The following is a 25,583-nucleotide window of genomic DNA, read 5'->3' on the forward strand; positions in this document are numbered from 1 at the left end:
TTCACCGACCGGGGAGGGCCGAGTGCCGCCGATGACCGGGGCCAGAGCTCTCCGCTTAAGAGGAATTCCCGAATGACCGATCCCCTCGCGACCAGCCATCCCGTCCTTCCGCTGCGCGACATCGTGGTCTTCCCGCACATGATCGTGCCCCTCTTCGTGGGCCGCGAGAAGTCCGTCCGCGCGCTGGAGGCCGTCATGGCCGAGGACAAGCAGATCCTGCTGTCCTCGCAGATGGATCCGGGCGTCGATGACCCCGGAACCGACGGCATCTACAAGGCGGGCGTGCTGGCCAACGTGCTGCAGCTCCTCAAGCTGCCCGACGGCACCGTGAAGGTGCTCGTCGAGGGCAAGAGCCGCGTCCGCATCACCGAGTTCGTGACGAACGAGCGCTACTTCGAGGCCCGCGCCGAGTCGCTCGACGAGGCCATGGGCGACCGGGAGGTCGTGCAGGCCCTGTCCCGCTCCGTGGGCCAGGAGTTCGAGAAGTACGCCAAGATCAAGAAGAACATCCCCGAGGAGGCCATCGCCGCCGTCACCGACGCGACGGACCCGGCGAAGCTGTCGGACCTGATCGCCGGGCATCTCGGCATCGACGTCAAGCAGAAGCAGGACCTGCTGGAGACGCTCGTCGTCTCCGAGCGGCTGGAGAAGGTCTTCGGCCTGATGCAGGGCGAGATCTCGGTCCTGCAGGTCGAGAAGAAGATCAAGACCCGCGTCAAGTCGCAGATGGAGAAGACCCAGCGCGAGTACTACCTGAACGAGCAGATGAAGGCGATCCAGCGCGAGCTGGGCGATGGCGACGAAGGCCAGAACGAGATCGCCGAGCTCGAGAAGCGGATCGCGGACACCGATCTGTCCAAGGAAGCGCGCGACAAGGCCGAGGGCGAGCTGAAGAAGCTCAAGTCCATGTCGCCGATGTCGGCCGAGGCGACGGTGGTGCGCAACTACCTCGACTGGCTGCTGGGCGTGCCGTGGGGCCTCAAGTCCAAGGTCTCCAAGGACATCAACAAGGCCGAGGCGATCCTGAACGCCGACCACTACGGCCTGGAGAAGGTCAAGGAGCGCATCGTCGAGTATCTTGCCGTGCAGGCGCGGTCCGCGAAGCTCAAGGGCCCGATCCTGTGCCTCGTCGGTCCTCCCGGCGTGGGCAAGACCTCGCTCGGCAAGTCGGTGGCCAAGGCCACGGGGCGTGAGTTCATCCGCATCTCGCTCGGCGGCGTCCGGGACGAGTCGGAGATCCGCGGCCACCGCCGGACCTATATCGGCTCCATGCCCGGCAAGATCATCCAGGCTCTGAAAAAGGCCAAGACCACGAACCCGCTCATCCTGCTCGACGAGATCGACAAGATGGGACAGGACTTCCGTGGCGACCCGGCCTCGGCGATGCTGGAGGTGCTGGACCCCGAGCAGAACGGGACCTTCGTCGACCACTACCTCGAGGTGGAGTACGACCTGTCCAACGTGATGTTCATCACGACGGCCAACTCGTACAACATGCCGGGGCCTCTGCTTGACCGGATGGAGATCATCTCCCTCGCCGGCTACACCGAGGACGAGAAGCGCGAGATCGCCAAGCAGCACCTGCTGCCCAAGGTCATGAAGAACCATGGCCTCAAGGTCGGCGAGTTCGAGATGACCGATGGGGCGCTCAACGAGATGGTCCGCACCTACACCCGCGAGGCGGGCGTGCGGAATCTGGAGCGCGAGATCGCCAAGGTGGCGCGGAAGTCCACGACCAAGCTCGTGAAGAAGGAAGCGACCAAGGTCGTCGTGACCGAGGAGAACCTCGAGGAGTTCCTGGGCGTCAAGAAGTTCCGCTATGGTCTCGCGGAGAAGGAGGACCAGATCGGCGTCGTCACGGGCCTGGCCTGGACGAGTGTCGGCGGGGATCTCCTGTCCATCGAGGCGCTTCGCCTGCCCGGCAAGGGCCGGATGAAGACGACCGGCAAGCTCGGCGACGTGATGAAGGAGTCGATCGAGGCGGCGGCGTCCTATGTGCGGAGCATCAGCCCGCAGATCGGGGTGAAGCCTCCGAAGTTCGACAAGATGGACATCCACGTCCACGTCCCCGAGGGCGCGACGCCCAAGGACGGCCCTTCGGCGGGCCTCGCCATGGTGACGTCCATCGTTTCGGTGCTGACGCAGATCCCCGTCCGCAAGGACATCGCCATGACCGGCGAGGTCACGCTGCGGGGCAACGCGCTGGCCATCGGCGGCCTGAAGGAGAAGCTGCTCGCCGCGCTGCGCGGCGGCATCAAGACGGTGCTGATCCCGGCCGAGAACGAGCGCGACCTGCCGGAGATCCCGGAGAACGTGAAGCAGGGGCTGGAGATCATCCCCGTGTCGCACGTCTCGGAGGTGCTGAAGCACGCGCTGGTGCGCCAGCCCGAGCCCGTGGAATGGGACGAGGAAGCCGAGGAGGCGGCGGCGCTGGCCAAGGCCAAGGCGGTGGACGAGGCCTCGGGCGCTGTCGCGCACTGACCGGAGCCAAACACCGGGAAGATCTGGATGGGGGCGCGGCGAAGGCCGCGCCCCTTTCGCCTGTCAGTCGGGCAGGGCTTCCAGGAAGGCCGTGACCACGGCGGCCGAGTTGCCGGCAGCGAGGCCCATGAAGGTGCCCATCTCATTTGCGCCCTCGCCTCCGCCAGCAAGGTCCGAAAGGCTCCGGAAGGCGATGAACGGGACGTCGTTGGTGTAAGCGACGTGGGCGACGGCGGCGCTCTCCATGTCGAGCACCTGCGCTTCGAAGGTGGCGTGCACCCATTCCCGGAACTCGGCGTTGTCGACGAAGGCCTGGCCCGAGACCCCCTTGCCGCCCACGACGATCTGCGGCGGGTCCGAAAGGCAGGCGCCCTCGGCACCGCAATCTTCCAGCGTCGTATTGGCGGCGATCTGCTCGGCGATGCGGAGCCAGTCCGGATCGGCGGGGAACCAGACCTTCTGCTCGACCCCCTCGGCTCCGTCGCGAGTGACGCCGACGGGCTGGGGATGGATCATGCCGAAGCTGGCGATGCCGCTAGGCTCCATCCAGGGCGGCAGGGCGAAGTCGCCGTCCGTCTCGCGGGCGAAGACCGACTCCAGGTACTGGCTCCATTCGGAGGCGACCACGACGTCCCCGATGGCGAGCGCGGGGTCCACGCCGCCCGCGATGCCCGAGAAGACGACGCCTTCGATGTTGAAGCGGTCGATCACAAGCTGGGTGTTCATCGCGGCATTCACCATCGAGACGCCGGTGAGGAACAGGACGACGGGTCGGCCCCCCAGCTCGCCCGTGACGAAGCGGACGCCGTTCACGACATGGTCCTGCGGCTCTTCCATCAGGTCGAGGAGGGTGGTCCATTCGGGCTCGAAGGCCGACATGACGGCGATGCGCGGCTCGGAGTCGAGCGGCTGGGCAAGGGCCGCGCCGGGCGCGAGAAGCGCCAAGGCGAGGATGCGGGCGGAACGGATCATGCAAAGGTCTCCGGCTTGGGTGCGCCCTGAGGGGAGGACGCGGGAGTCGCAAGGTCAAGCCGTGGACCGCGCGAGACCGCTTGCACCCCCCTGAAAAGGCCGCTAAACGGCGCGTCATCGGGCGATTAACTCAGTGGTAGAGTGCTTCCTTCACACGGAAGAAGTCGGGGGTTCGAATCCCTCATCGCCCACCACCTCCTCCCCGATATCATCATGCTTCGCCATGGCGAGACCGAGTGGAACCGTCAGGGCCGCTTCCAGGGCCTGCTTGACTCGGACCTGACCGATCGTGGGCGCGCGCAGGCCGTGGCCATGGGCGCGATGCTCCGATCGCTCGGGGTTTCGGGGGCGAGCCACGCCGCGCGCACGAGCCCGCAGGGTCGCGCCCGAGTGACAGCGCAACTCGCGTTGGCGGGCACCGGCCTCTCGGCCCAGGACGATCCCCGGCTGGTCGAGATCGGCATGGGCGATTGGACGGGCCTGTGCCGGCTCGAGATCGATGCGCGCTGGCCGGGGCCTGCGGGAGAGGCGCTCTTCGACTTCTACGCTCGTTGCCCCGGCGGCGAGACGCTGGAAGCGGTCGCGGCGCGCGCCGCCTCAGTGCTGGCCGACCTCGACCGGCCGACGGTGATCGTCACCCATGGCATCACTCTGCGGATGCTCTGCGCCCTGGCCCTGGGACGGCCGCCTGCCGAAGGGGGACTTTTGCTGATGCGGCAGGGCACCGTGCTCCGCATCGCCGGCGGAGAGTTGTCCGTCATGGATCCGTCGGGCTTGCCAGCGTCCGTCCTGAACGGTAATTCGCGCGGGCCGGGTGGTTAGCTCAGTTGGTAGAGCGTCTCGTTTACACCGAGGATGTCGGGGGTTCGAGCCCCTCACCACCCACCACGCCCCCGGAGGACTGATCGTGACGGTGCCCCTGTTCTCGGTCGTGATCCCTTTCCGCAACGCCGCAAGCACTCTGCCGGCCACGTTGGCCTCTCTTCGCAGGCAGACGCTGGAGGATTGGGAAGCGCTGGTGGTCAACGACGGCTCCACGGACCGCGGGGCGGCTCTGGTCGTGGATCTGGCCCGTCAGGACCCGCGCCTGCGGCTCATCGACGAAGGTGGCGTTGCGGCGCGGGGCGCTGCGGCCACGCGGAATCTGGGAATCCAGGCGTCGCGGGGGCGCTACGTGGCCTTTCTCGACGCCGACGACCTCTGGCGGCCCACGAAGCTGGAGCGACAGGCCGAGGCCTTCGCGGCGGGCGCGCCCATGGTCTTTTCCTCCTACCAGCGGATGGACGGGGATGGGCGGGCGCTGGGCGTGGTCCCGGCGGCCGCACGGGTGGCCTGGGAGGACGCGCTGGGGGGCAATCCCATCGGCTGCCTGACCGCCGCCTATGACACGGACCGCTTCGGGCGGGCCGAGATGCCGCTTCTGCCCATGCACGAGGATTATGCCTTCTGGCTGGCGCTGCTGCGGGACGGAGCGGTGGCGTGGGGCCTGCCGGAGGTGCTGGCCGACTACCGCGTGCGGCCGGGCTCGGTTTCGGCCAACAAGGTCCGGGGCGCGGCGGCCGTATGGCGCATCCTGGGGGCGGAAGGCGTCCGGCCCGCCGAGCGGGTCCTGCACTTCTCGCGCTACGTGCGGACGGGGCTGGCGCGGCGGCTCTAGCGTCGTTCCGGCGTTTGTCGCAGGACAAGGAGCCGGACCAGTTCCTCGATCTCCACCCCCCAGAGGCGCAGGCGCACGGCGCTCGCCGTCAGCCGCCAGCCCAAGGGATGGGACGACACAACATAGGCCGCGATCTCGCGCAGGGGCGGGCAAAGGCTTCGGACCGTCCAGAACACCCGGCGGCGGAGCGGGCCGGCGGCGACCTGCCCGCCTTTGATGCGGCGGGCCTTGGTCACGAGCTCCTGGCGGCTCGCGCGGGCGGGGTGGTCGACGACCGCGTCGGGGACGTAACGAAGCGGGTGACCCTGCGTGCGCGCACGGCGGCAGAACTCGGCGTCGCCACCGGAAAGGCGGGTGGCGTCGAAGCCCCCCAGCGCCGCGAAGACCCCGCGCGGGAGCGACAGGTTGGCCGTGGCCGCATACCCGTGCCGGATGAAGGATTTCTGAGGGATTCCTCGCACCGTGTCGAAGATCTCCCAAGGGTTGGGCCGGGGGCCGGGACGGATCTCGACGGGGCCGGCGAGAAGCTCGGGCACGTCGCGGCGGGCGGCCATGAGCCCGGCGAGCCAGCCGGGAGAGGGCAGGCAGTCGGAATCCGTGAAAGCGAGGACCTCTCCGCGAGCCTCGGCCGCGCCGGCGTTGCGGGCGGCGTAGGAGCCCTTCTGCGGGCAATGGACAAGCCGGGTGCGCTGGACCGGCGACCGGAGCGGCCCGGGCCAGGGCTCGGGGCCGTTGTCGACGAGGAGGAGCTCGAAGTCGGTCCAGGTCTGGGCGGCCAGCGCCCCGAGCAGGAGGGGCACGCGGTCCCAGTCGGCGTAGACCGGGACGATGACCGAGACAGCGGGGGGCACTGGGTCACTCATGAAGTCCCGCGACCTCCAGATAGCGCCGGGCGGCACGGTCGGAGCCGTAGCGCAGCGCGGCGTCGCGACGGGCGGCGAGGTCGCCGGGAGCGTCGAGCGCCGAGAGCATCGCCTCGGCCAGCCTCGCGGGATCGCCAGGGGGCACCAGTGGACCGAGACGTCCGCCGTCGAGGATCTCGGAGGGTCCCGAGGGGCAATCGGTCGAGACCACCGCGCAACCGCAGCCCATCGCCTCGATGAGCACGGTGGGCAGGCCCTCCCAGCGGGAAGACAGGGCGAAGAGGTCCGCGCGGGCGAGGTAGGGGAGGGCGTCCGGCACATGCCCGGGCAGGTCCAGCGCCTCGGTCAGCCCGAGGTCGGCGCCCAGGGCGGCGAGGGCCGGACGGTCCTCGCCCTCGCCCAGGATGACGAGCCGCGCGCCGGGCCGGGCCTCGCGGAGTCGGGCGAAGGCCCGCAGGAGCGTCGGGAAGTCCTTCTGCGCCGTCAGGCGACCCGCGCCGAGGATCACGGGCGCCCCGGAGTCGCGCAAGCCGGGCGCGCGGGCGGCCAGCCAGGGGTGGGGGCAGGGGTCCTCGCGCCTCAGGAGGCGGGCAGGGGTCCAGACCGGGTTGTCGACGACCTCGACCAGGCCGGGCGGCAGGGCGAGCCGGGCTTCCAGGTCTTGCGCCACCCCGGCCGAGACGGCGACGCGGGCATCGGGCCGGCGGATCAGCCGGTCCGCCAGGTGTCCGGCGAGACGGTCCATGCGCGAGGGGACGCCGATGCGTTGGGTGCTGCCGTGCGTGTGGTAGGTCCAGACGAGGCGGGTGCGGCCCCGCAGCCCCGCCCGGTGAAGCCCCGCCAGCATGAGGAGATTGACGTAGTCGCGGGCCGAGATCAGGACGGCGGGCCGCGCCTCGCCCAGGTAGCGGACGAGGGCCGGCAGGGCCGAGCGCGCCCGGCGACCCAAGCGGACGGGCCGAAGGCCTTGGGGCACGGCTCGGGTCTCAGCCTCGTCGAGGAGGAGGAGGTCCACGGGGTGGCCGCGCTCGCGCAGCGCCTCGCCGAGGTTCAGCATGACGACCCCGATGCCGCCGCCACCGATCCCGCCGGGGGCGAGGCAGATGCGGGGGCGGTCCTCGGGGGACGTCATCGGGCGACTCCCTGCTCCGCGAGATCCCGGCGTGCAGGCGTCCGCACCGGTCGGCCGAGCCGGAGGGCATGGGTCCGGGCCGGAACGGGACGTTCGCGCTCCCGCGCAGGGCCGAGGGCCCGAGGCCGCGCCGAACGCGGCCGTGCGCGTAGGAGGCGCTCCGCGGGCCGGTGGGCGACAGGCGGGATGGAGCGCAACGGCGCCGGTGCAGTCGTCGTGTGGGTCAAGGCCGAGCGTCCTGGGTCCGCTCTTGGAACGGACCGTTTCCGCCGCCGAGCCATCGCAGAGCCTGATCCATTGCTAGCCGCGCGTTGTGGCAGGGCCTGCCCCGCGGGCCTTGCAGGAGGTGGAGGGCGACCACATGGGATTGGCCAGTGTCTCGGAGGGTTTGAGTGGCCTTGTGGTGCGGCGCGGAAACGAGGGCGCGGGAATGGCGGTCGACCGCCACGGCGTTCCTGGTGTGCACGAGCTCGCCGCGGGCGTGGACCTCGGAGGATTTGCGGCCGAGCGGGATTTGAAGGAGCGGCAGAGCGCCGATCGGGAGCGGGTGGAATTGGTCGCCACGAGTGACTTGGCCGCTCCGTCGGGGGCGGCGGCCGTCATTCCCGATTGCGGCGCGGAGCCGGCCAAGCCGGACGTTGGAGCCGAGCGGGGCCGCCAAGCTCTCGGGGTAGCGGACATGCGGGATGTGGACGTTCATCTTGGGCATCAGGCGGCACGATCCGTGACGGGGGCCAGTCGGCGCGGGGCGGGCGAGATCATGGGGCCGTGGCTCCCGGCAGGTTGGGTCCCGGTTCGGATGCGCTGCCGCCGATGCCTGGGGCGGGGCCGCGCGATCACGTTCGAGGTCTTACTCGCGCGGTCGGTGAGGCGCAACCGCGGCGGGTGACGTCACCGTGCAGGGCCTTTGGCCCAGCTCTCGCAACGGGATCGCCAGTGCTGTCCTCCAGGCGTCCTGCCGCCGACGAAGTGGACCTGACTTGTTCACTCCCGCCGTTTGATGACCCGGAGCGGCGACGTCCCCTCTTCGCATCCCATCTTTAGCGAGGCGGGGGCGTGGTGGTTTCCGCAAGGCTGGGGTCCGATGGCCGGGGCCGTGAAGCTCACGCCCGCCACACAGGACGATGGGCGGCTTGGGCGCGTCCGGTCTCCTGCACGGTCCGCCGTAGCGCAAACGGCACGGCGCGCTATGATCATCCGCGCGGCGGGGGCTCAGGGGCGGACGTGCGGGAGGGTGGCGTGACGGCGATGGGGCAGGCGGCGCGCCCGGGAAGGCTCGGGAGCCTTCTGCTGGACCGGTTCGGAGGCTGGGCGACGGCGCGGCGCAGCGTGGCCTTTCGCTGGGGCCTGGCGACGGTCGCCTTCGGGCTGGCGACGGCGACGCGGTTCATCCTGGACCCCCATCTTCCGCAGGGCTTTCCCTTCCTGACCTTCTTTCCGGCCATCACGCTGACGGCGTTTCTCGCCGGGACGGTGCCGGGCGTGGTGGTGATGATCCTGTCGGGGGCCGTGGCCTGGTACTGGTTCATCCCGCCTGTCGGCAGCTTCCAACTGGGCAGCGGCGCCACGCTGGCGATGGGGCTCTATGTCTTTGTCACCGGGACGGAGATCGGGCTGATCTGGCTGATGCGGCGGGCGGTGGAGCGGGCGGCGGAGGCCGAGGCCGCCGCGCGCGCGATGGCGCAAAGCCGGAGCCTGATGTTCGCGGAGCTTCAGCATCGCGTCTCGAACAACCTCGCCGTGGTGGGCTCTCTCCTGGCGCTGCAGCGGCGGGGCGTGGCGGACCCGGCGGCGCAGCGGGCGCTCGACGAGGCGGTGGCGCGGCTCGACGTGGTGGCGCGGCTGAGCCGGCTGCTTCACGACCCCGAGGCGCAGCAGATCGACTTTGGCGCCTTCCTGCGCGCCATGGTGCCCGACGCGGTGGCCGCCGCCGGAGCGGGCGACCGGGTGGCGGTCCGGGTGGTGGCCGAGCCGGTGGTGGTGCCGGCCGACCGGGCCGTGCCGCTGGGGCTGGTGGCGACCGAGCTTCTGGCCAACGCGCTGGAGCACGGGGTGCAGACGGGCGCGCGGGGGACGATCCATGTCGCGCTGGAGCAGAGGGGCGGGGTGGCGCGGCTCACGGTGCGCGATGACGGGCCGGGGCTGCCCGAAGGCTTCGACGTCGCCGGCGCCCGCAGCCTGGGCCTGAGCATCGCGCGGCAGTTCGCGCAGCAAATCGGTGGCGTCCTGTCGATGTCGTCCGAGGGGGGTACGCTGTCCTGCCTCGAGATGCCCTTGGGCGAGAGGGCCTGAGGGCGCACAGGGGCTGTGCGAGGGGGCGTTTGTCCGTGGCGCGCGGGGCGCTTACCTTGGGGTCAGTCCTCCCGCCGCGAAAGGTGGCCCCATGAGCTGGAATCCTTCCCTCGATCCCGTCGTTCCCGAAGGCGCCGCCATCGACGCCATCGAAACGGTCATCGTGCCGCGCGCCCGCGACCTGGGCGGATTCGAGGTGCGCCGCGCGCTGCCCTCGGCCAAGCGGCAGATGGTCGGGCCCTTCATCTTCTTCGACGAGATGGGCCCGGCCGAGTTCCTGACGGGCAAGGGGCTCGACGTGCGGCCGCATCCTCATATCGGGCTCGCGACCGTCACTTACCTGTTCCGTGGGCGCATCCACCACCGCGACTCCCTGGGCACCGACCAGTGGATCGAGGCGGGTGCGGTGAACCTGATGACGGCCGGGCAGGGGATCACGCATTCGGAGCGCATGGACCAGGGGGCGCTGCCGCAGAGCATGTGGGGGCTCCAGACCTGGCTGGCGCTGCCCCTGGACAAGGAGGACGGGGGGGCGGCCTTCGGGCACACGCGGGCGGAGGAGCTGCCGCTGCTGGACGGGGAGGGCAAGACGGTGCGGCTGATCCTGGGTCGGGCCTGGGGCGCCGAGTCGCCGGTCGTGACGCCGTCCGAGACCTTCTACGCCGACGTGACGCTGGCGCCGGGGGCGCAGGTGCCGCTGCCCGCCGAGCAGGAGGACCGGGGGGCCTATGTCCTGGGCGGCAGCGTCGAGGTCGCGGGCGAGCGGTTCGACGCGGGGCGGATGCTGGTGTTCCGGCCGGGCGACGCGCTGGCGCTGCGGGCGGGGCCCGAGGGGGCGCGGCTTGTCATGCTGGGGGGCGCGACGCTGGAAGGGCCGCGGCACATCTGGTGGAACTTCGTCGCCTCGTCGAAGGAGCGGATCGAGGCGGCCAAGGAGGCCTGGCGGCAGGGGGACTGGCGCGAGGGGCGCTTCGCGCTGCCGCCGGGGGATGACGCAGAGTACATCCCGCTGCCGGACAAGTAGGCCGGGAAACCGGCTTGACGCCATCCGGCGCACCCCCTAGAAGCCCCCTTGTCCGACGCAGGCACGACAGCGTCGGCGGCAGATGCGCGGTTGTAGCTCAGTCGGTTAGAGTACCGGCCTGTCACGCCGGGGGTCGCGGGTTCGAGCCCCGTCAACCGCGCCACTGCTGGACGACGATGAACGGCGCCCCCTGGGGCGCCTTTTTCGTCTGGGGGAACCATGGGCCACGGGGCAAGGCTTCTGCTGGGATTGCTGGCGCCCGTCCTGGGGGCGGTGTTGGGCGGCGGGCTTGGCATCCTGGGCGGGTTCGCCTGGACCGGGCTGGCCGGCACCTCGTCCTTCGAGGGCTATTCAGGTCATCCGATCGCCGTCTGGATGCTGGTGGGCGCGCTGATCGGGTTGATTGTCGCGCCCGTGGTCCTGTTCCGGTGGATCAGGCGTCGCGACAGGCGGGGCGGGCCTTGACGGGTCCGGGCCGTCACCGCGTGCCATCGCGGTCGCGCCCGGGGGCTGCCCGCGGGACGCCACTCCGGGCGGGCAGGGGGCGCGTCCACGACGCGCGGCGGCTGGGGGGTGGTCCCCAGGTGGTCTGACGGCGCGCTGCGGCGCGCCCGGGTCCCGGCAAAGAGCGGCCACGGGCGTTCCTTCCGAGAGCGGGAGAGCAGTGTCCCGCAGGCGGCCCCGTGACGCGACCACTCTGCGCGGCAGAGGTTAACGGTTCCCTACAGCACCGAACGGTCCTCCCCCGGTCCGCGCAACACCTCCGGGGACCGGCGGGCATGGTGCGACTTGCGGGATGGGACCAGGGGCGGCACGGAGCCACCCCGGCCGATCGTCAGGCTTCGGCGAAGCTGCGGAGGCGGAGCGCCTGGTCCTTGTGGCGCACGACGTAGCCGGACTGGCGCGGCCAGGCGGCGTAGGCGTCGCCGGGCGCCTCCAGTTCGTGGCGGGCGTGCAGCGGCCAGTTGGGATCGTCGAGCGCCGTGCGGCCCAGCGCCACGAGGTCGGCGTCGCCGTCCTTGACGATCTCCTGCGCCTCGCGGGCACGGCTGATGAGGCCCACGGCGGAGGTCGGCACGTCGGCCTCGTGCTTGATCGCGCGCGACAGCGGCACCTGGTAGCCCGGCCCCACGGGGATGCGGCCCCCGGCGAAGCCTCCGGAGGAGACGTCGATCAGGTCGGCGCCGATCTCCTTGAGGGCCTTGGCGTAGGTCACGCTGTCCTCGACGGTCCAACCGCCCTCGATGCCGTCCTGGGCCGAGATGCGGACGAAGAGCGGCTTGTGGGCGGGCCAGACCTCGCGGACGGCGCGGGCGATCCAGAGGGGGAAGCGCATCCGGTTGGCGAGCGAGCCGCCGAACTCGTCGTCCCGCCGGTTGGCGACGGGGGACAGGAACTGGTGGAGGAGGTAGCCGTGGGCGGAATGCAGTTCGACGAAGTCGAAGCCCGCAGCCTCGGCCCGGCGCGCGGCGGCGACGAAGGCGCTGCGGACTGTGCTCATGCCCTGGGCGGTCAGGGCGGTGGGGACCTGGTATTCCGCCGAGTCGGGGACCTGAGGCAAGGCCGAGGGGGCGACGGGCGTCCAGGATTCGAAGCCGACCTGAGCCTTCTCCTCTTCGGTCTCGTCGAAGCGGCCGCGCCACCAGATGGGGGAGGAGGCCTTGCGCCCCGCATGCGCGAGCTGGATGCCGGCGGCGGTGCCCTGCGTGCGCAGGAAGGCCGCGATGCGGGCAAGGGGGGCCACGTGGTCGTCGCTCCAGAGTCCCAGGTCGCCGTAGGTGATGCGGCCCTCGGGGCTGACGGCGGTGGCCTCGACGATCACCGCGCCGAAGCCGCCCAGGGCGAAGCGGGCGTAATGGGCGAAATGGTAGTCCGAGGCGAGTCCGCCCTTGGCCGAATACTGGCACATGGGGGCCACGACGAGGCGGTTGCGGAGGGTGAGGCCGCGGAAGGCCGCGGGGGTGAAGAGCTGGCTCACGGATCGAATCCTTGGAGGCCCGCGCGAGGGGCGCGGGGCGGCGGGAGCGAGACCTATGCACAGGGCCGGGGAGGTCAAGCCGGGCGGCCATGCGCCCCCGTCAGGGCGGGCCTGCGCGCCTCAGTCGGCGCGCAGGGCGCGGGCGCAGGCGGCGGCCGAGGACCAGGCCCACTGGAAGTTGTAGCCGCCGAGCCACCCCGTCACGTCCACGCATTCCCCGATGAAATAAAGGCCGGGGACGGCCTTGGCCTCCATCGTGCGCGAGTCGAGGGCCTTGGTGTCCACGCCCCCGAGCGTCACCTCGGCGGTGCGGTAGCCTTCGGTCCCGGTGGGGCGGAGGCGCCAGTCGGAGAGGGCGCGGGACAGGGCGGTGATGCGCGCCTCGGAGAGGCCGGCGAGGTTGCCGTTCAGCTCCATCTCGGCGGCGAGGTAGTCGGCGAGGCGGGCGGGCAGGCGGCTCGCCAGGAAGGCCTTGAGCGACTGGCGCGGCGCGGCCTTGCGGCCTTCGCGCAGCGCCTCGGCCCAGTCGGTGTCGGGGGCGAGCGCCACGGCCAGCTCCTCGCCCTCGCGCCAGTAGGAGGAGGCCTGGAGCATCGCCGGGCCCGAGAGGCCGCGATGGGTGAAGAGCATGGCCTCGGCGAAGGCGGGGCCGCGCGCCTGGGCGGCCACGGGGACCGACAGGCCCGCGAGGTCGGCGAAGCGGTCGCCGAAGGTGAAGGGCACGAGCGCGGGGCGGGTGTCGGTCACGGGCAGGCCGAAGCGCTCCGCGATGCGGTAGGCGAGGCCGGTCGCGCCCATCCTGGGGATGGACTTGCCGCCGGTGGCGACCACGAGGCGGCGGGCGCGGAGCGTGCCGCGGTCGGTCTCGACCGTGAAGCGGGTGCCGTCGTGGCCGACCTCGCCGATGGTCGCGCGCAGGCGGACCTCGGCGCGGGCGCGCTCGGCCTCGGCAAGCAGGAGGGCCACGATGTCCTTGGAGGACCGGTCGCAGAAGAGCTGGCCCAGGGTCTTCTCGTGCCAGGGGACGCGGTGGGATTCGACCAGGGCGAGGAAGTCGCGTGCGGTGTAGGACGCCAGGGCGGACTTGGCGAAGTGGGGGTTGCGGGACAGGAAGGACTCGGGGCGGGTGCCGAGGTTGGTGAAGTTGCAGCGGCCGCCCCCCGAGATGCGGACCTTCTCGGCGGGCCGGGCCGCGTGGTCGAGCACGACCGTGCCCGGAGGGCCGAGGCCCGCGCAGAAGAGGCCGGCGGCACCGGCGCCGAGGATGAGGGTGGAGGTCTCCATGCGCCCCAGATGCGGATTCCGCGCGCGCGCCGCAAGCGGACGGGGCGTCGCAGCGGCGCGGGCCGTTTTCCGCCTAGCGACAGTGGCGCGATTGAGGTATCCTGACCCTCAGACCCGGGCGAACCGGGCCCTGGAATGAGGCAGAGGGCGGCTCTCCATGACAGACCTGGTCCATGGGCTGGCCCCGGCGCGGTCGGGCGATCCCGTCATTCCGCGCTGGTGGCGGACGATCGACAAGTGGACGATGTCCTGCATCCTCGCGCTGTTCGCGGTGGGGATGCTGCTGGGCTTCGCCGCCTCGCCGCCGCTCGCGGCGCGCAACGGGCTGCCGCACTTCCACTACGTGGAGCGGCAGGCGATGTTCGGGGCCGTGGCCATCGCGGCCATGCTGCTCGTGTCCATGCTGACGCCCCGGCAGGTGCGGCGGCTCGCGGTGATCGGCTTCGCGCTGAGCTTCGTGGCCTTGGCGGCGCTGCCCGTCCTGGGGACGGACTTCGGCAAGGGGGCGGTGCGCTGGTATTCGCTGGGCTTCGCGAGCTTCCAGCCGTCGGAGTTCCTCAAGCCGGGCTTCGTGGTGCTGGCCGCATGGCTCATGGCCGCGGCGCAGGAGCGTGACGGGCCCCCCGGCAAGCGGCTGTCCTTCGGACTCGCGGTGCTGATCGTGGGGATGCTGGCGTTCCAGCCGGACTTCGGTCAGGCGGCGCTGATCCTGTTCTCGTGGGCGGTCATGTATTTCGTGGCCGGGGCGCCGATGACGCTTCTGGCGGGGCTGGCGGGGCTCGTGGCCTTCGGGGGCACGGTCGCCTACGAGCAGTCCGAGCACTTCGCCCGCCGCATCAACGGCTTCCTGAGCCCCGACGTCGATCCGCGCACGCAGCTGGGCTATGCCACCAACGCCATCATGGAGGGCGGCTTCTTCGGCGTGGGGCTGGGCGAGGGCTCGGTCAAGAACTCGCTGCCCGACGCGCACACCGACTTCATCATCGCGGTCGCGGCCGAGGAGTACGGCTTCATCCTCGTGATGGGGATCATCACGCTCTACGCCTGCGTCGTCGTGCGCTCGCTGTGGAGGCTGACGCAGGAGCGGGACCTGTTCGTCCGCCTCGCGGGGACGGGGCTGGCCTGTTCCTTCGGGGTGCAGGCCATGATCAACATGGGGGTGGCGGTGCGGCTGCTGCCGGCCAAGGGGATGACGCTGCCCTTCGTGAGCTACGGCGGCTCGTCGCTGATCGCGGGGGGCATCGCGGTGGGGATGCTGCTGGCGCTGACGCGGACGCGGCCGCAGGGAGCCATGGGCGACATCCTGCGGCGGGGTCGCGAGTGAGCCGGCACCTCGTCATCGCGGCGGGCGGCACGGGCGGGCACATGTTCCCTGCGCAGGCCCTGGCCGAGACCATGCTCCATCGCGGCTGGCGCGTGACGCTGTCCACCGACGCGCGGGGCGCGCGCTATGCCGGGGGCTTTCCCGAGGCGGTCGCGCGCGAGGTCGTGTCCAGCGCCACCACGGCGCGGGGCGGGGCGGCGGCCAAGGCGCTCGTGCCCCTGCGGGTGGGCGGCGGGGTCGCGGCGGCGGTGGCGCGGATGGTGCGGGACCGGCCGGCGGCCGTGGTGGGCTTCGGGGGCTACCCGTCGATCCCGGCACTGGCGGCGGCGACGGCGCTGCGCATCCCGCGCATGATCCACGAGCAGAACGGCGTGCTGGGCCGGGTGAACCGTCTGTTCGCGCCGCGCGTCGATCTGGTGGCCTGCGGGACCTGGCCCACGGCGCTGCCCAAGGGCGTCGAGGGCGTCCAGGTGGGCAACCCCGTGCGCCGCGCCATAGGGGAGAAGGCAGGGGCGAGCTACATCCCGCCCGGCGACTACCCGATGGAGATTCTCGTGATCGGGGGGAGCCAGGGCGCGCGCATCCTGTCGGACGTGGTGCCTCCCGCCATCGCGGCGCTGCCCATGGACATGCGGGCCCGGCTGCGCGTCAGCCAGCAGGCGCGCGAGGAGGACGTGGAGCGGGTCGCCAAGTTCTACCGCGACGAGGCCATCGAGGCTGAGATCCGCCCCTTCTTCGACGACATCCCCCGGCGCATGACGCTGGCGCAGCTCGTGATCGCGCGGGCCGGGGCCTCGACGCTGGCCGACCTGACGGTGATCGGGCGTCCGGCGATCCTGATTCCCTACGCGGCGGCGACCGAGGATCACCAGACGGCCAACGCGCGGGGCCTGGAGGCCGCCGGCGCGGCCCTGGTGGTGCCCGAGGCGCGGCTGACGCCCGAGGGGCTGGCCGGACACATCCTGGGGGTGCTGACCGACGCCCCCCGCGCGCTGGCCATGTCGCGGGCGGCGCTGGGCCACGGGCGGCCCGACGCGGCCGAGCGGCTGGCGTCGATGGTCGAAGAGCTTGTCAGTGGCACCAAGGAGGGCCGAACATGATGGACGGAGGATTTCCCATGCCGCGGCCGACCAAGCTGCCCACTGACGTGGGGCCGATCCACTTCGTCGGCATCGGTGGGATCGGCATGTCGGGCATCGCCGAGGTGCTGCTGACCATGGGCTACACCGTCCAGGGGTCCGACTCGCGCGAGAGCGACATCACCAAGCGGCTGGCCCGGCTGGGGGCCGCCATCCAGATCGGCCAGCGGGCCGAGAACCTGGAAGGGGCCGAGGTCGTGGTGATCTCCTCGGCCATCAAGCCGGGCAACCCCGAGCTGGACGAGGCGCGGCGCAAGGGCCTGCCGGTCGTGCGGCGGGCCGAGATGCTGGCGGAGCTGATGCGGCTCAAGAGCAACGTCGCTATCGCGGGGACGCACGGCAAGACGACCACGACGACGATGGTGGCGACGCTGCTGGACGCCGGTGGCCTTGATCCGACGGTGGTGAACGGCGGGATCATCCATCGCTACGGCTCGAACGCCCGGATCGGGCAGGGCGAGTGGATGGTGGTGGAAGCCGACGAGTCGGACGGCACCTTCAACCGCCTGCCCGCGACCATCGCCATCGTGACGAACATCGACCCCGAGCACATGGAGCATTGGGGCACGATCGAGAACCTGCGGCGCGGCTTCTACGACTTCGTGTCGAACATCCCGTTCTACGGGCTCGCGGTCTGCTGCACGGATCACCCGGAGGTCCAGGCCCTGGTCGGGCGCGTGACCGACCGGCGGGTGCGGACCTTCGGCTTCAACGCGCAGGCCGACGTGCGGGCGACGCGGCCCGTCTACGAGGACGGCAAGGCGACCTTCGACGTGATCCTCCAGGCCGAGGACGACCGGATCGAGGGCATGACCCTGCCGATGCCGGGGGACCACAACGTGTCGAACGCGCTGGCGGCCATCGCGGTGGCGCGGCACCTCGGCATGTCCAAGGACGAGATCCGGGCGGCGCTGGCGGGCTTTGCCGGCGTGAACCGGCGCTTCACCAAGGTGGACGAGGTGGACGGCGTCACGATCATCGACGATTACGGCCACCACCCGGTCGAGATCGCGGCGGTGCTGAAGGCCGCGCGGCAGGCCAGCAAGGGCCGGGTGATCGCGGTGCATCAGCCGCACCGCTTCTCGCGGCTCCAGAGCCTGTTCGAGGAGTTCTGCTCCTGCTTCAACGAGGCCGACGTGGTGGGCATCGCCGAGGTCTACGCCGCCGGGGAGGCGCCCATCCCCGGGGTGTCGCGCGACGACCTCGTGTCGGGCCTGATCCGGCACGGGCACCGGCACGCCCGCGCCGTCCATGGCGAGGAGGACCTCGCGCGGCTGGTGAGGGAGCAGGCGCGGCCCGGCGACATCGTGGTCTGCCTGGGGGCGGGCAACATCAGCGCCTGGGCGCACGGGCTGCCCGCGCGCCTGCGCGGGGGCGCCTGACGCCGGAGGAGGGAGAGCCATGTCCGCATCGGTCCTTGCGAGTTGCCTCTGGGTCCTGGCCGCGACGGCAACCGCGATGCTGCCGATGCGGCATCAGATGGTGCCGGGGTTGGCGCTGCTGGTCTCGGCCCCGGTCCTGATGGTCTGGCTGGCGCTGTCGGTCGGCTGGTGGATGGGGGTCCTGGGCCTTCTCGCCTTTCTTTCGATGTTCCGGCGGCCCTTGGGGGCGCTGGTCGGCTGGCTTCTGCGGCGAGGGGGATGGGCATGAGCACCGCCTTCCTTCTTGCCTGCCTGTGGTTCGTGACGGCCAACATCGTCGCCATGCTGCCCACGAGCGACGGCCACTGGCGGGCGGCCGTCGTGCTGATCGTGACGGGGGTCCCGCTGCTGGGCTGGCTCACGGTCGAGCACGGGCCGGTGCTGGGGATGCTGGCGTTGGCCGGGGGAGCCTCGGTGCTGCGCTGGCCCCTGGTCTTCCTGTGGCGCTGGCTGCGCCGCGGCGGGCGGCCCCGGCGGCCGGACCCGGCGGAGTGACGGGCGACCGGTGATCGTCCTCGACGCGATCCTCGACCTCATGTCCGAAGGCCGGGCGGCGGCGATGCTGGTCGGCGGCGCGCTGGGCGGGCTGGGGCTTGGCTTCTGGCTGGGGCGGCGGGGCTGGGGCCTGGCCCTGGCCGGGCTCGCGATGATGCTGGCCCTGGCCGGGCTGTCGTTCTGGGCGGCGAGCCGGGGAAGCGGCGAGTGGGGGCGGCAGCTCGGCTTCGTCCTGCTGGCACTGCTGGGTCCCTTGCCCGCGCTCCTCGGCCTCGCTATCGGCGGGGCGGCGGGTGTGTGGCGACGGAGGCGGCATGACGGATGACATCGCGTGGCCGCCCCTGAGGGGCACGTTGACCGAGGACCGCCCGCTGGCGGACCTGACCTGGCTGCGGGTGGGAGGGGCGGCCGACGCCCTGGTGCAGCCGGCCGACGTGGCGGACCTGTCGGCCTTCCTGGCGGCGCTGCCTGCCGGGGTCCCGGTCTTTCCGATGGGGGTGGGCTCCAACCTGATCGTGCGGGACGGGGGCGTCCGGGGAGCGGTGATCCGGCTCGGGCGCGGCTTCAACGGGATCGCGGTCGAGGGGACGCGGGTGCGCGCGGGGGCGGCGGCGCTGGATGCCCATGTGGCCCGCAAGGCGGCCGAGGCGGGGCGGGACCTCACCTTCCTGCGCACGATCCCCGGCACGGTGGGCGGCGCGGTGCGGATGAACGCGGGCTGCTACGGAGCCTACGTCGCGGACGTGCTGGTGGAGGTGACGGCGGTGCGGCGCGACGGCCGGGTCGAGACGATCCCCGCCGCGGACCTCCGGCTCGCCTATCGGTCGAGCGAGCTGCCCGAGGGGGCCGTGATCGTCGAGGCGGTCTTCGAGGCGCCCGAGGGCGATCCGGCGCGGCTTCAGGCGCGCATGGAGGAGCAACTGGCCAAGCGCGACGCGACTCAGCCGACCAGGGACCGCACGGCCGGGTCAACCTTCCGCAACCCGGCGGGATTCTCCAGCACCGGGCGGGCCGACGACACCCACGAGTTGAAAGCCTGGAAACTAATTGATGACGCGGGAATGCGGGGAGCGCGGCTGGGTGGCGCGGTCATGAACCCGATGCACGCGAATTTCCTAACGAATGCGGGCGGAGCCACGGCGGCGGAGCTTGAAACATTGGGCGAAGCGGTACGGAAAGCGGTTTACGCTCACGCGGGAGTGAGTCTAGACTGGGAAATCATGCGGGTCGGCGACCCCGCATAAATAGAATTCTCGCCAATGGGCGGAGCGGCTCCGGGCAAGGGCCGAAGGTGACACGAGACGGGCCGGCCAGGTCCGCGGAAATGGGGCAGTTCGGGCATGTCGCGCAAGACAGGTCCCACAGTCGCCGTCCTCATGGGCGGCCCGTCGGCGGAGCGTGAGGTCTCGCTCTCCTCGGGTCGTCAATGCGCGGCGGCGTTGCGGGAGGCGGGCTTCGAGACCGTCGAAATCGACGCCGGCCCGGACCTCGCGCAGAGGCTGGCCGAGTCGCGGCCGGACGTGGCCTTCAACGCGCTTCACGGGCGCTGGGGCGAGGACGGCTGCGTTCAGGGTCTCCTGGAATGGCTCCGCATCCCCTACACCCATTCGGGCGTGCTGGCCTCGGCGCTGGCCATGGACAAGCAGAAGGCCAAGGAGGCCTTCCGGCGGGCCGGGCTGCCGGTGGTCGAGAGCCTGCTCGCCCCGCGCGAGGAGGTGTCCGAGCGGCACCTGCTCCGGCCGCCCTATGTCGTGAAGCCCAACAACGAAGGGTCCTCGGTCGGGGTCTACATCGTCCGCGAGGGATCGAACGCCCCTCGGCTGGCCGAGACCATGCCCGAAACCGTGATGGTCGAGGCCTTCGCGCCGGGGCGGGAACTGACCACCGCCGTCCTGGACGACCGGGCGCTGACGGTGACGGACATCCTGACGGACGGCTGGTACGACTACGACGCGAAGTACGCGCCGGGCGGGTCGCGCCACGTGGTGCCCGCCGAGGTGCCGCGGGACGTCTTCGACGCCTGCCTCGACCACGCGCTGCGGGCGCACGAGGCGCTGGGCTGCCGGGGGCTGTCGCGCACCGATTTCCGCTGGGACGAATCGAAGGGGCTGGATGGCCTCGTGGTCCTGGAGCTGAACACCCAGCCGGGCATGACGCCCACCTCGCTCGCCCCCGAGCAGGCGCAGGCGGTGGGCATCGCCTTTCCGGATCTCTGCCGCCGGCTGGTGGAGGACGCCTCGTGCGGACGCTGATCCTGCTCTGGCGCCTCACGCTGCCCTCGCTCCTGAGCGGGGCCGCGCGGGTGCGCCCGGGCGGGCGGCGCGACCCGGCGCCCTCGGTCTGGTCCTACCGCTACCAGCGGCTGATGCTCACGCCCTTCTACCGGCGGCTCATCCATGTGGGCGGGCCGGTGGCGCTGGTGATGCTGGTCGTCGGGCTCTGGCTCGCCTCGGCCGAGAACCGGGCGGCCCTGGGCGCGCGGATCGAGGCGATGAAGGACGCCGTGCAGGAACGGCCCGAGTTCATGGTCACGGCGCTGGAGATCGCGGGCGCCGACCGGGCGCTGACCATCGCCATCCGCGAGGTGGCGCGGCTGGACTTGCCCGTGTCGTCCTTCGATCTCGACCTCGACGCGCTGCGGCTCAGGATCGCGGACCTGACCGCCGTTCGCACGGCGCAGCTGCGGGTGACGCCCGAGGGCGCCTTGGAGATCGCCGTGGTGCAGCGCAAGCCGGTGGCCGTCTGGCGCTACGCCGACGGGCTGCGGCTCATCGACGCCGAGGGCGTGATGACCGGGATGATCGCCGAGCGCGCCGACCGGCCGGACCTGCCGCTGATCGCCGGGGACGGTGCCAAGGACGCCATCGACGAGGCGCTGGAGCTGTTCGCCGCCGCCGCCCCGATCGCGCCGCGCCTGCGCGGCCTCGTCCGCATGGGAGAGCGGCGCTGGGACATGATCCTGGACAAGGACCTTCGCATCCTTCTGCCCGAGGAGGGCGCCGTGCGCGCGCTGGAGCGCGTGATCGCGCTCCATCAGGCGCAGGAGATGCTCGACCGCGACGTGCAGGTCGTCGACCTGCGCCTGGGCGAGCGCCCGACGCTCCGCCTTTCCCCGCCCGCCATGGCGACGCTGCGCGGCAGCACCGTCGTGGCCCGGGCCCCCACCGCGCCCATCGAAGAGGATCACTGATGCGCCCCCTGTACGAGACCCAGCGACTCATGCGCGGCATCCGGCGCGCCGCGCTCCAGCGGGGGGTGATCGCCGTCCTGGATCTCGGGACCAGCAAGACCGCCTGCCTGGTGCTGCGCTTCGACGGGCCGCAGCGGGTGGGCGGCGACGGGGTCGGGCCCATGGCGGGGCAGGCGCAGTTCAAGGTCATCGGCCATGCCGTCACCCGGTCGCGCGGGGTGCGCTGGGGCGAGGTCGATTCGATGCGCGAGACCGAGTCGGCCATCCGCACCGCCGTCCAGCAGGCGCAGGCGGCGGCGCAGGTGCGGGTGGACCACGTGATCGTCTGCTTCTCGGGCGCGCGGCCCGAAAGCTTCGCGCTCTTCGGCGAGGCCGAGGTCGAAGGGCCGACCGTGGACGGCTGGGACATCGGGCGGGTGCTTGCCTCCTGCGAGGCGCCCGAGATCGGGCCGGGGCGCGAGGTGCTGCACGCCCATCCCGTCCACTGGTCGCTCGACCACCGGATGGGGCTGTCGGACCCGCGCGGGCAGGTGGGCCGGCAACTGGCCGCGGACCTGCACCTCCTGTCGGTGGACGGGGCGGCGATCGAGACGCTTCTGCTGTGCCTCAAGCGCTGCGACCTCGAATGCGCGGGCATCGCCTCCTCGGCCTATGTCTCGGGGCTGTCGAGCCTCGTGGAGGACGAGCAGGAGCTGGGCGCGGTCTGCATCGACATGGGGGGCGGAACCACCGGCCTGTCGATCTTCGTGCGCAAGCACATGATCTATGCCGATTCGGTGCGGATGGGGGGCGACCACGTCACCTCGGACATCTCCATGGGCCTGCAGATGCCCGCGCCGCTGGCCGAGCGGATCAAGACGCTGCATGGCGGCGTGGTGGCCACCGGCAAGGACGACCGGGAGCTGATCCCCATCGGCGGCGACACCGGCGACTGGGAGCACGACCGTCGCAAGGTCAGCCGCACCGAGCTCATCGGCATCATGCGCCCGCGCGTGGAGGAGATCCTGGAGGAGGTGCGGGCGCGGCTCGACCGGGCGGGATTCGACCACCTGCCGGGGCAGAGCATTGTGCTGACCGGGGGCGGAAGCCTGATCCCCGGGCTCGACGGGCTCGCGGCGCGCATCCTGGGGCGCAAGGTGCGTCTCGGCCGGCCCCTGCGCGTGCAGGGGCTTCCGGTCGCGGCCACGGGCGCGGCCTTCTCGGCGGCGGTGGGACTCACGCTCTTCGCGGCGAACCCGCAGGACGAATGGTGGGACTTCGAGATCCCGCCCGACCGCCAGTCCGCGCGGTCCTTCAAGCGGGCGATGCGCTGGTTCAAGGAGAACTGGTGATGTGCGAAAAGCCGCCGATGCCCGGAGGACACGGCGGGCACGGCCGTCAACGCTCATGGTGATTTCGTGGCGTGTGTGATTTTGGCGTGACGGGTGGGCCGGGCGTGGATAAAGTTGACGGCACCGTCAGCGAAGTCCGGAACGGGACCGGATCGGGACAAGGCGGCGGCCGCACGGGCGCGGCTCGATAACAGCTAACAGACAGGCGGACAGCGCGATGGCACTCAATCTTTCGCTCCCGGGGCAGGAGGAGCTGAAGCCCCGGATCACCGTGTTCGGCGTGGGCGGCGCCGGCGGAAACGCGGTGAACAACATGATCGAGAAGCAGCTCGACGGGGTCGAGTTCGTCGTCGCGAACACCGACGCGCAGGCGCTCAAGGGATCGCACGCGGTGACCAAGATCCAGATGGGGTCCAAGGTCACGCAGGGGCTGGGCGCGGGCGCCAAGCCATCGGTCGGCGCCGCGGCGGCCGAGGAGTCGATCCAGGAGATCGTCGACCAGCTCGCCGGCGCGCACATGTGCTTCATCACCGCCGGCATGGGCGGCGGCACCGGCACGGGCGCGGCGCCGATCATCGCGCAGGCCGCGCGGGAGCTGGGCGTGCTGACCGTGGGCGTCGTGACCAAGCCCTTCCACTTCGAGGGCGTGAAGCGGATGCGTCAGGCCGAGGAGGGCGTCGAGGCGCTCCAGAAGGTCGTGGACACGCTCATCATCATCCCGAACCAGAACCTGTTCCGCCTCGCCACCGAGAACACCACCTTCACCGAGGCCTTCGCGCTGGCCGACGACGTCCTGTACCAGGGCGTGAAGGGGGTGACCGACCTGATGGTGCGACCGGGCCTCATCAACCTCGACTTCGCGGACGTCCGCGCCGTGATGGACGAGATGGGCAAGGCCATGATGGGCACTGGCGAGGCCGAAGGGCCCGACCGCGCCACCCACGCCGCCGAGAAGGCGATCGCGAACCCGCTCCTCGACGAGATCAGCCTCAAGGGCGCCAAGGGCGTGCTGATCAACATCACCGGCGGCTACGACATGACCCTGTTCGAGCTGGACGAGGCCGCCAACAAGATCCGCGAGATGGTGGACGAGGACGCCAACATCATCGTGGGCTCGACGCTCGACACCGACATGGGCGGCAAGATGCGCGTGTCCGTGGTGGCCACCGGCATCGACGCCTCGGCGCGCGGCATGGAGCCGCCGATGCCGCGCCGCGCCACGAACGCGCCCGCCCCGGCCCAGCAGCCGGCCGCCGCGCCGCGCCCGGCCCCGCAGGCTCAGGCTCCGGCCGCGCGTCCGGCCCCGGTGGCCCAGGCCCGTCCGGCCGCGCCCGCCCGCGCCGCCGCGCCGACGCCCCGCGCCGCGGCTGAGGAGCGTTACGAGCCCAGCTACACGCCGCAGGCCGACGATTACGACGACGCGCCGCAGATCGCGGACGGACTGCCGCCGCCGGCCTACAACCCGCAGCCCGCGCCCCGGCCCGAGCCCGTCGCCGAAGCGCAGCCCGCGCCTCAGGCCCGCCCGGCCCCCGGCACGCCCACGCCCGAGGCCGTCGACCGCCTGCGCCAGCTCGCCCAGCGCGCGGCGCAGTCGCAGCCCCGCGCGCCCGAGCCCCGTTCGGCCGAGGCTCCGCGCCCGGCCGCGGCTCCGGCGGCCGACAAGCGCGGCGGCGGCTTCGGGATCAACTCGCTCATCAACCGCATGACCGGCGCGCCCAGCGAGGGCGGGGCGGCCGCCGCGGCGGCGCCCGCTCCGCGTGCCCAGCCCCGTCCGGCCTTTGATCCGGAGTCGGATCAGGAACGGGCCGACATTCCCGCCTTCCTTCGCCGCCAGGCGAACTGAGCGCCGGACCCGCTCCGGATCGTTGCAAAGGCCGCCCTCCGGGGCGGCCTTTCCCGTTTCGGGAGCCGTGTTTCAACGAGTCAGAATACGTGAGTTGGCGACTCGCTCTTCGCTTCCTAGATCGGTGATCGAGCAGAACGAAAGTCAAAGCCGTGCAAACGACCCTCCTCCAGCCCATCGCGGTCTCTGGCGTCGGCCTTCATTCAGGGGCGACGGTGCGCGTGACCCTGCGTGACGCCGCGCCGGGCACGGGCATCCGCTTCCGCCGGGTCGACCGGCCCGAGCCCGGCGCGGTGCTGCCCGCGCTCTGGGACCGGGTGGAGGTCTCGCCGCTCAACACCCGCCTGTCAGACGGCCAGGGGCTGTCGGTCTCGACCATCGAGCACCTGATGGCGGCCTTCGCCGGGACGGGACTGCACAACGTCGTGGTGGAGATCGACGGGCCGGAGGTGCCGATTCTCGACGGGTCGAGCGCGCCCTGGATGCGTGCGATCCTCGACGCGGGCCTGCGCCGCCTGGACGCGCCGCTGCGCGTGCTGGAGGTGCTGGAGCCCGTGGAGGTCCGCGAGGGGCCGGCGCTGGCGCGGCTGGAGCCCTCGGCCGTGCCGGCCATGAGCTTCGCCATCGACTTCCCCGACGCCGCCATCGGCCGCCAGGCGCTGGATCTGGAGCTGTCGGGTCCGGCCGTCCTGCGCGAGCTTTGCGACAGCCGGACGTTCTGCCGCGAGTCGGACGTGGAGGCGATGCGGGCGCGGGGCCTCGCGCTGGGCGGGACCTATCTCAACGCCGTGGTCGTGGACGGGGCGCGGGTGCTGAGCCCCGGCGGCCTGCGTCACCCCGACGAGGCGGTGCGCCACAAGATGCTGGACGCCGTGGGCGACCTTGCCACCGCAGGCGGGCCGGTTCTGGGCCGCTATGTCGGCGTGCGCTCGGGTCACGCGATGACGAACCGGCTGCTGCGGGCGCTCTTTGCGCGGCCTTCGGCTTGGCGCTGGATCGAGGCCGACCCGGCTCTGGCAGCGCGTCTGCCGGGCGCGGGCGTCGACGCCCTGGGGATGGCCGACCTGCCCGCCGTCGCGTGACGTGCGAAAAAGTCTGGCGAATGTGCATTTTGCCCTCTCGGAAAGCGTGCTAATCCGGCCGGGACGGGGACTTGG

23 protein-coding genes and 3 tRNA genes are annotated in these 25,583 nt (G+C 71.7%); 21 read left to right on the top strand and 5 right to left on the bottom strand.

Annotated elements, in window-relative coordinates:
- Positions 1 to 72 precede the first annotated feature (72 nt).
- A complete protein-coding gene (gene lon / locus FHG71_RS04805) occupies positions 73 to 2,481 on the top strand; it encodes an endopeptidase La (RefSeq protein ID WP_139080482.1) in 2,409 nt (802 codons plus the stop codon).
- Positions 2,482 to 2,544: 63 nt separating this feature from the next.
- Here the strand turns inward: lon and FHG71_RS04810 are convergent, their stop codons facing one another.
- On the bottom strand, positions 2,545 to 3,453 hold the full coding sequence (locus tag FHG71_RS04810) for a 5'-methylthioadenosine/S-adenosylhomocysteine nucleosidase (RefSeq protein ID WP_139080483.1): 909 nt from the start codon (positions 3,451 to 3,453) through the stop codon (positions 2,545 to 2,547).
- A gap of 119 nt (positions 3,454 to 3,572) precedes the next feature.
- Here FHG71_RS04810 and FHG71_RS04815 point away from each other — a divergent pair.
- The 4 genes from FHG71_RS04815 (at position 3,573) to FHG71_RS04830 (ending at position 5,110) form a co-directional block, all read left to right on the top strand.
- Positions 3,573 to 3,647: transfer RNA gene (locus tag FHG71_RS04815), tRNA-Val, on the top strand.
- A 19-nt stretch (positions 3,648 to 3,666) separates the two neighbouring features.
- Positions 3,667 to 4,275 (top strand): histidine phosphatase family protein, encoded by a 609-nt coding sequence (locus FHG71_RS04820; protein WP_139080484.1) that lies wholly within the window; start codon positions 3,667 to 3,669, stop codon positions 4,273 to 4,275.
- Positions 4,266 to 4,341: transfer RNA gene (locus FHG71_RS04825), tRNA-Val, on the top strand. Before FHG71_RS04820 ends, FHG71_RS04825 begins: the two co-directional genes overlap by 10 nt.
- Positions 4,342 to 4,360: 19 nt before the next feature.
- A complete protein-coding gene (locus tag FHG71_RS04830) occupies positions 4,361 to 5,110 on the top strand; it encodes a glycosyltransferase family 2 protein (protein ID WP_176559293.1) in 750 nt (249 codons plus the stop codon).
- Here FHG71_RS04830 and FHG71_RS04835 read toward each other — a convergent pair.
- Both FHG71_RS04835 and FHG71_RS04840 read right to left on the bottom strand, forming a co-directional pair.
- Positions 5,107 to 5,973 carry a glycosyltransferase family 2 protein gene (locus tag FHG71_RS04835; protein ID WP_139080486.1) on the bottom strand — a complete coding sequence of 289 codons (867 nt, stop codon included), beginning with the start codon at positions 5,971 to 5,973 and terminating at the stop codon, positions 5,107 to 5,109. The two genes, FHG71_RS04830 and FHG71_RS04835, sit on opposite strands and share 4 nt — an antisense overlap.
- Positions 5,966 to 7,105, bottom strand: coding sequence for a glycosyltransferase (locus FHG71_RS04840; RefSeq protein WP_139080487.1), 1,140 nt, complete (start codon positions 7,103 to 7,105; stop codon positions 5,966 to 5,968). Before FHG71_RS04840 ends, FHG71_RS04835 begins: the two co-directional genes overlap by 8 nt.
- A 1,248-nt stretch (positions 7,106 to 8,353) precedes the next feature.
- Here FHG71_RS04840 and FHG71_RS04845 point away from each other — a divergent pair.
- The 4 genes from FHG71_RS04845 (at position 8,354) to FHG71_RS04860 (ending at position 10,886) form a co-directional block, all read left to right on the top strand.
- Positions 8,354 to 9,397, top strand: a complete 1,044-nt coding sequence (locus FHG71_RS04845) for a sensor histidine kinase (RefSeq protein ID WP_246045350.1) — start codon at positions 8,354 to 8,356, stop codon at positions 9,395 to 9,397.
- 91 nt (positions 9,398 to 9,488) lie between these two features.
- A complete protein-coding gene (locus FHG71_RS04850; protein ID WP_139080489.1) occupies positions 9,489 to 10,421 on the top strand; it encodes a pirin family protein in 933 nt (310 codons plus the stop codon).
- An 86-nt stretch (positions 10,422 to 10,507) separates the two neighbouring features.
- Positions 10,508 to 10,584 (top strand) — tRNA-Asp (locus tag FHG71_RS04855).
- A 56-nt stretch (positions 10,585 to 10,640) separates the two neighbouring features.
- Positions 10,641 to 10,886: a hypothetical protein gene (locus FHG71_RS04860; protein WP_139080490.1), complete on the top strand. Its 246-nt coding sequence runs from the start codon at positions 10,641 to 10,643 to the stop codon at positions 10,884 to 10,886.
- Positions 10,887 to 11,256: 370 nt separating this feature from the next.
- Here FHG71_RS04860 and FHG71_RS04865 read toward each other — a convergent pair whose 3' ends face one another.
- Complete coding sequence (locus FHG71_RS04865) at positions 11,257 to 12,399, bottom strand: NADH:flavin oxidoreductase/NADH oxidase (protein WP_139080491.1); 1,143 nt, start codon at positions 12,397 to 12,399, stop codon at positions 11,257 to 11,259.
- A 120-nt stretch (positions 12,400 to 12,519) separates the two neighbouring features.
- Positions 12,520 to 13,683 (bottom strand): BaiN/RdsA family NAD(P)/FAD-dependent oxidoreductase, encoded by a 1,164-nt coding sequence (locus tag FHG71_RS04870; RefSeq protein WP_139080492.1) that lies wholly within the window; start codon positions 13,681 to 13,683, stop codon positions 12,520 to 12,522.
- A 157-nt stretch (positions 13,684 to 13,840) separates the two neighbouring features.
- Here FHG71_RS04870 and ftsW point away from each other — a divergent pair, with 157 nt between their 5' ends.
- The 12 genes from ftsW (at position 13,841) to lpxC (ending at position 25,508) form a co-directional block, all read left to right on the top strand.
- The gene (ftsW, locus tag FHG71_RS04875; RefSeq protein ID WP_139080493.1) at positions 13,841 to 15,007 is read left to right on the top strand and encodes a putative lipid II flippase FtsW; all 1,167 of its coding nucleotides are present in this window, start codon (positions 13,841 to 13,843) and stop codon (positions 15,005 to 15,007) included.
- Complete coding sequence (locus FHG71_RS04880; RefSeq protein WP_281281947.1) at positions 15,004 to 16,107, top strand: UDP-N-acetylglucosamine--N-acetylmuramyl-(pentapeptide) pyrophosphoryl-undecaprenol N-acetylglucosamine transferase; 1,104 nt, start codon at positions 15,004 to 15,006, stop codon at positions 16,105 to 16,107. The genes ftsW and FHG71_RS04880 overlap by 4 nt, the downstream gene beginning before the upstream one ends.
- Before the next feature lie 17 nt (positions 16,108 to 16,124).
- The gene (gene murC / locus FHG71_RS04885; RefSeq protein ID WP_139080494.1) at positions 16,125 to 17,528 is read left to right on the top strand and encodes a UDP-N-acetylmuramate--L-alanine ligase; all 1,404 of its coding nucleotides are present in this window, start codon (positions 16,125 to 16,127) and stop codon (positions 17,526 to 17,528) included.
- Between the two features lie 19 nt (positions 17,529 to 17,547).
- A complete protein-coding gene (locus FHG71_RS04890) occupies positions 17,548 to 17,796 on the top strand; it encodes a DUF2484 family protein (RefSeq protein ID WP_139080495.1) in 249 nt (82 codons plus the stop codon).
- A complete protein-coding gene (locus tag FHG71_RS04895) occupies positions 17,793 to 18,062 on the top strand; it encodes a DUF2484 family protein (protein ID WP_139080496.1) in 270 nt (89 codons plus the stop codon). Before FHG71_RS04890 ends, FHG71_RS04895 begins: the two co-directional genes overlap by 4 nt.
- Positions 18,063 to 18,072: 10 nt before the next feature.
- On the top strand, positions 18,073 to 18,387 hold the full coding sequence (locus FHG71_RS04900) for a hypothetical protein (RefSeq protein WP_139080497.1): 315 nt from the start codon (positions 18,073 to 18,075) through the stop codon (positions 18,385 to 18,387).
- Positions 18,377 to 19,306, top strand: a complete 930-nt coding sequence (gene murB, locus FHG71_RS04905; protein ID WP_139080498.1) for a UDP-N-acetylmuramate dehydrogenase — start codon at positions 18,377 to 18,379, stop codon at positions 19,304 to 19,306. The genes FHG71_RS04900 and murB overlap by 11 nt, the downstream gene beginning before the upstream one ends.
- A 96-nt stretch (positions 19,307 to 19,402) precedes the next feature.
- Positions 19,403 to 20,314, top strand: coding sequence for a D-alanine--D-alanine ligase (locus FHG71_RS04910; RefSeq protein WP_139080499.1), 912 nt, complete (start codon positions 19,403 to 19,405; stop codon positions 20,312 to 20,314).
- The gene (locus tag FHG71_RS04915; RefSeq protein WP_246045342.1) at positions 20,302 to 21,252 is read left to right on the top strand and encodes a cell division protein FtsQ/DivIB; all 951 of its coding nucleotides are present in this window, start codon (positions 20,302 to 20,304) and stop codon (positions 21,250 to 21,252) included. The genes FHG71_RS04910 and FHG71_RS04915 overlap by 13 nt, the downstream gene beginning before the upstream one ends.
- A complete protein-coding gene (gene ftsA, locus FHG71_RS04920) occupies positions 21,252 to 22,583 on the top strand; it encodes a cell division protein FtsA (protein WP_139080500.1) in 1,332 nt (443 codons plus the stop codon). Before FHG71_RS04915 ends, ftsA begins: the two co-directional genes overlap by 1 nt.
- A 217-nt stretch (positions 22,584 to 22,800) precedes the next feature.
- A complete protein-coding gene (ftsZ, locus tag FHG71_RS04925) occupies positions 22,801 to 24,426 on the top strand; it encodes a cell division protein FtsZ (RefSeq protein ID WP_139080501.1) in 1,626 nt (541 codons plus the stop codon).
- 152 nt (positions 24,427 to 24,578) lie between these two features.
- Positions 24,579 to 25,508, top strand: a complete 930-nt coding sequence (gene lpxC / locus FHG71_RS04930) for a UDP-3-O-acyl-N-acetylglucosamine deacetylase (protein WP_139080502.1) — start codon at positions 24,579 to 24,581, stop codon at positions 25,506 to 25,508.
- The last annotated feature ends 75 nt before the right edge of the window (positions 25,509 to 25,583 follow it).

This window comes from Rubellimicrobium roseum (genome assembly GCF_006152145.1).
GTDB classification, from domain to species: domain Bacteria; phylum Pseudomonadota; class Alphaproteobacteria; order Rhodobacterales; family Rhodobacteraceae; genus Rubellimicrobium; species Rubellimicrobium roseum.

Bases quoted from the DNA above. Each gene is read 5' to 3' on its own strand.
- lon (WP_139080482.1), top strand. From the start codon at position 73: ATGACCGATCCCCTCGCGACCAGCCATCCCGTCCTTCCGCTGCGCGAC.
- FHG71_RS04810 (WP_139080483.1), bottom strand. From the start codon at position 3,453: ATGATCCGTTCCGCCCGCATCCTCGCCTTGGCGCTTCTCGCGCCCGGC.
- FHG71_RS04820 (WP_139080484.1), top strand. From the start codon at position 3,667: ATGCTTCGCCATGGCGAGACCGAGTGGAACCGTCAGGGCCGCTTCCAG.
- FHG71_RS04835 (WP_139080486.1), bottom strand. From the start codon at position 5,973: ATGAGTGACCCAGTGCCCCCCGCTGTCTCGGTCATCGTCCCGGTCTAC.
- FHG71_RS04840 (WP_139080487.1), bottom strand. From the start codon at position 7,105: ATGACGTCCCCCGAGGACCGCCCCCGCATCTGCCTCGCCCCCGGCGGG.
- FHG71_RS04845 (WP_246045350.1), top strand. From the start codon at position 8,354: ATGGGGCAGGCGGCGCGCCCGGGAAGGCTCGGGAGCCTTCTGCTGGAC.
- FHG71_RS04850 (WP_139080489.1), top strand. From the start codon at position 9,489: ATGAGCTGGAATCCTTCCCTCGATCCCGTCGTTCCCGAAGGCGCCGCC.
- FHG71_RS04860 (WP_139080490.1), top strand. From the start codon at position 10,641: ATGGGCCACGGGGCAAGGCTTCTGCTGGGATTGCTGGCGCCCGTCCTG.
- FHG71_RS04870 (WP_139080492.1), bottom strand. From the start codon at position 13,683: ATGGAGACCTCCACCCTCATCCTCGGCGCCGGTGCCGCCGGCCTCTTC.
- ftsW (WP_139080493.1), top strand. From the start codon at position 13,841: ATGACAGACCTGGTCCATGGGCTGGCCCCGGCGCGGTCGGGCGATCCC.
- murC (WP_139080494.1), top strand. From the start codon at position 16,125: ATGCCGCGGCCGACCAAGCTGCCCACTGACGTGGGGCCGATCCACTTC.
- FHG71_RS04890 (WP_139080495.1), top strand. From the start codon at position 17,548: ATGTCCGCATCGGTCCTTGCGAGTTGCCTCTGGGTCCTGGCCGCGACG.
- FHG71_RS04895 (WP_139080496.1), top strand. From the start codon at position 17,793: ATGAGCACCGCCTTCCTTCTTGCCTGCCTGTGGTTCGTGACGGCCAAC.
- murB (WP_139080498.1), top strand. From the start codon at position 18,377: ATGACGGATGACATCGCGTGGCCGCCCCTGAGGGGCACGTTGACCGAG.
- FHG71_RS04910 (WP_139080499.1), top strand. From the start codon at position 19,403: ATGTCGCGCAAGACAGGTCCCACAGTCGCCGTCCTCATGGGCGGCCCG.
- ftsA (WP_139080500.1), top strand. From the start codon at position 21,252: ATGCGCCCCCTGTACGAGACCCAGCGACTCATGCGCGGCATCCGGCGC.
- ftsZ (WP_139080501.1), top strand. From the start codon at position 22,801: ATGGCACTCAATCTTTCGCTCCCGGGGCAGGAGGAGCTGAAGCCCCGG.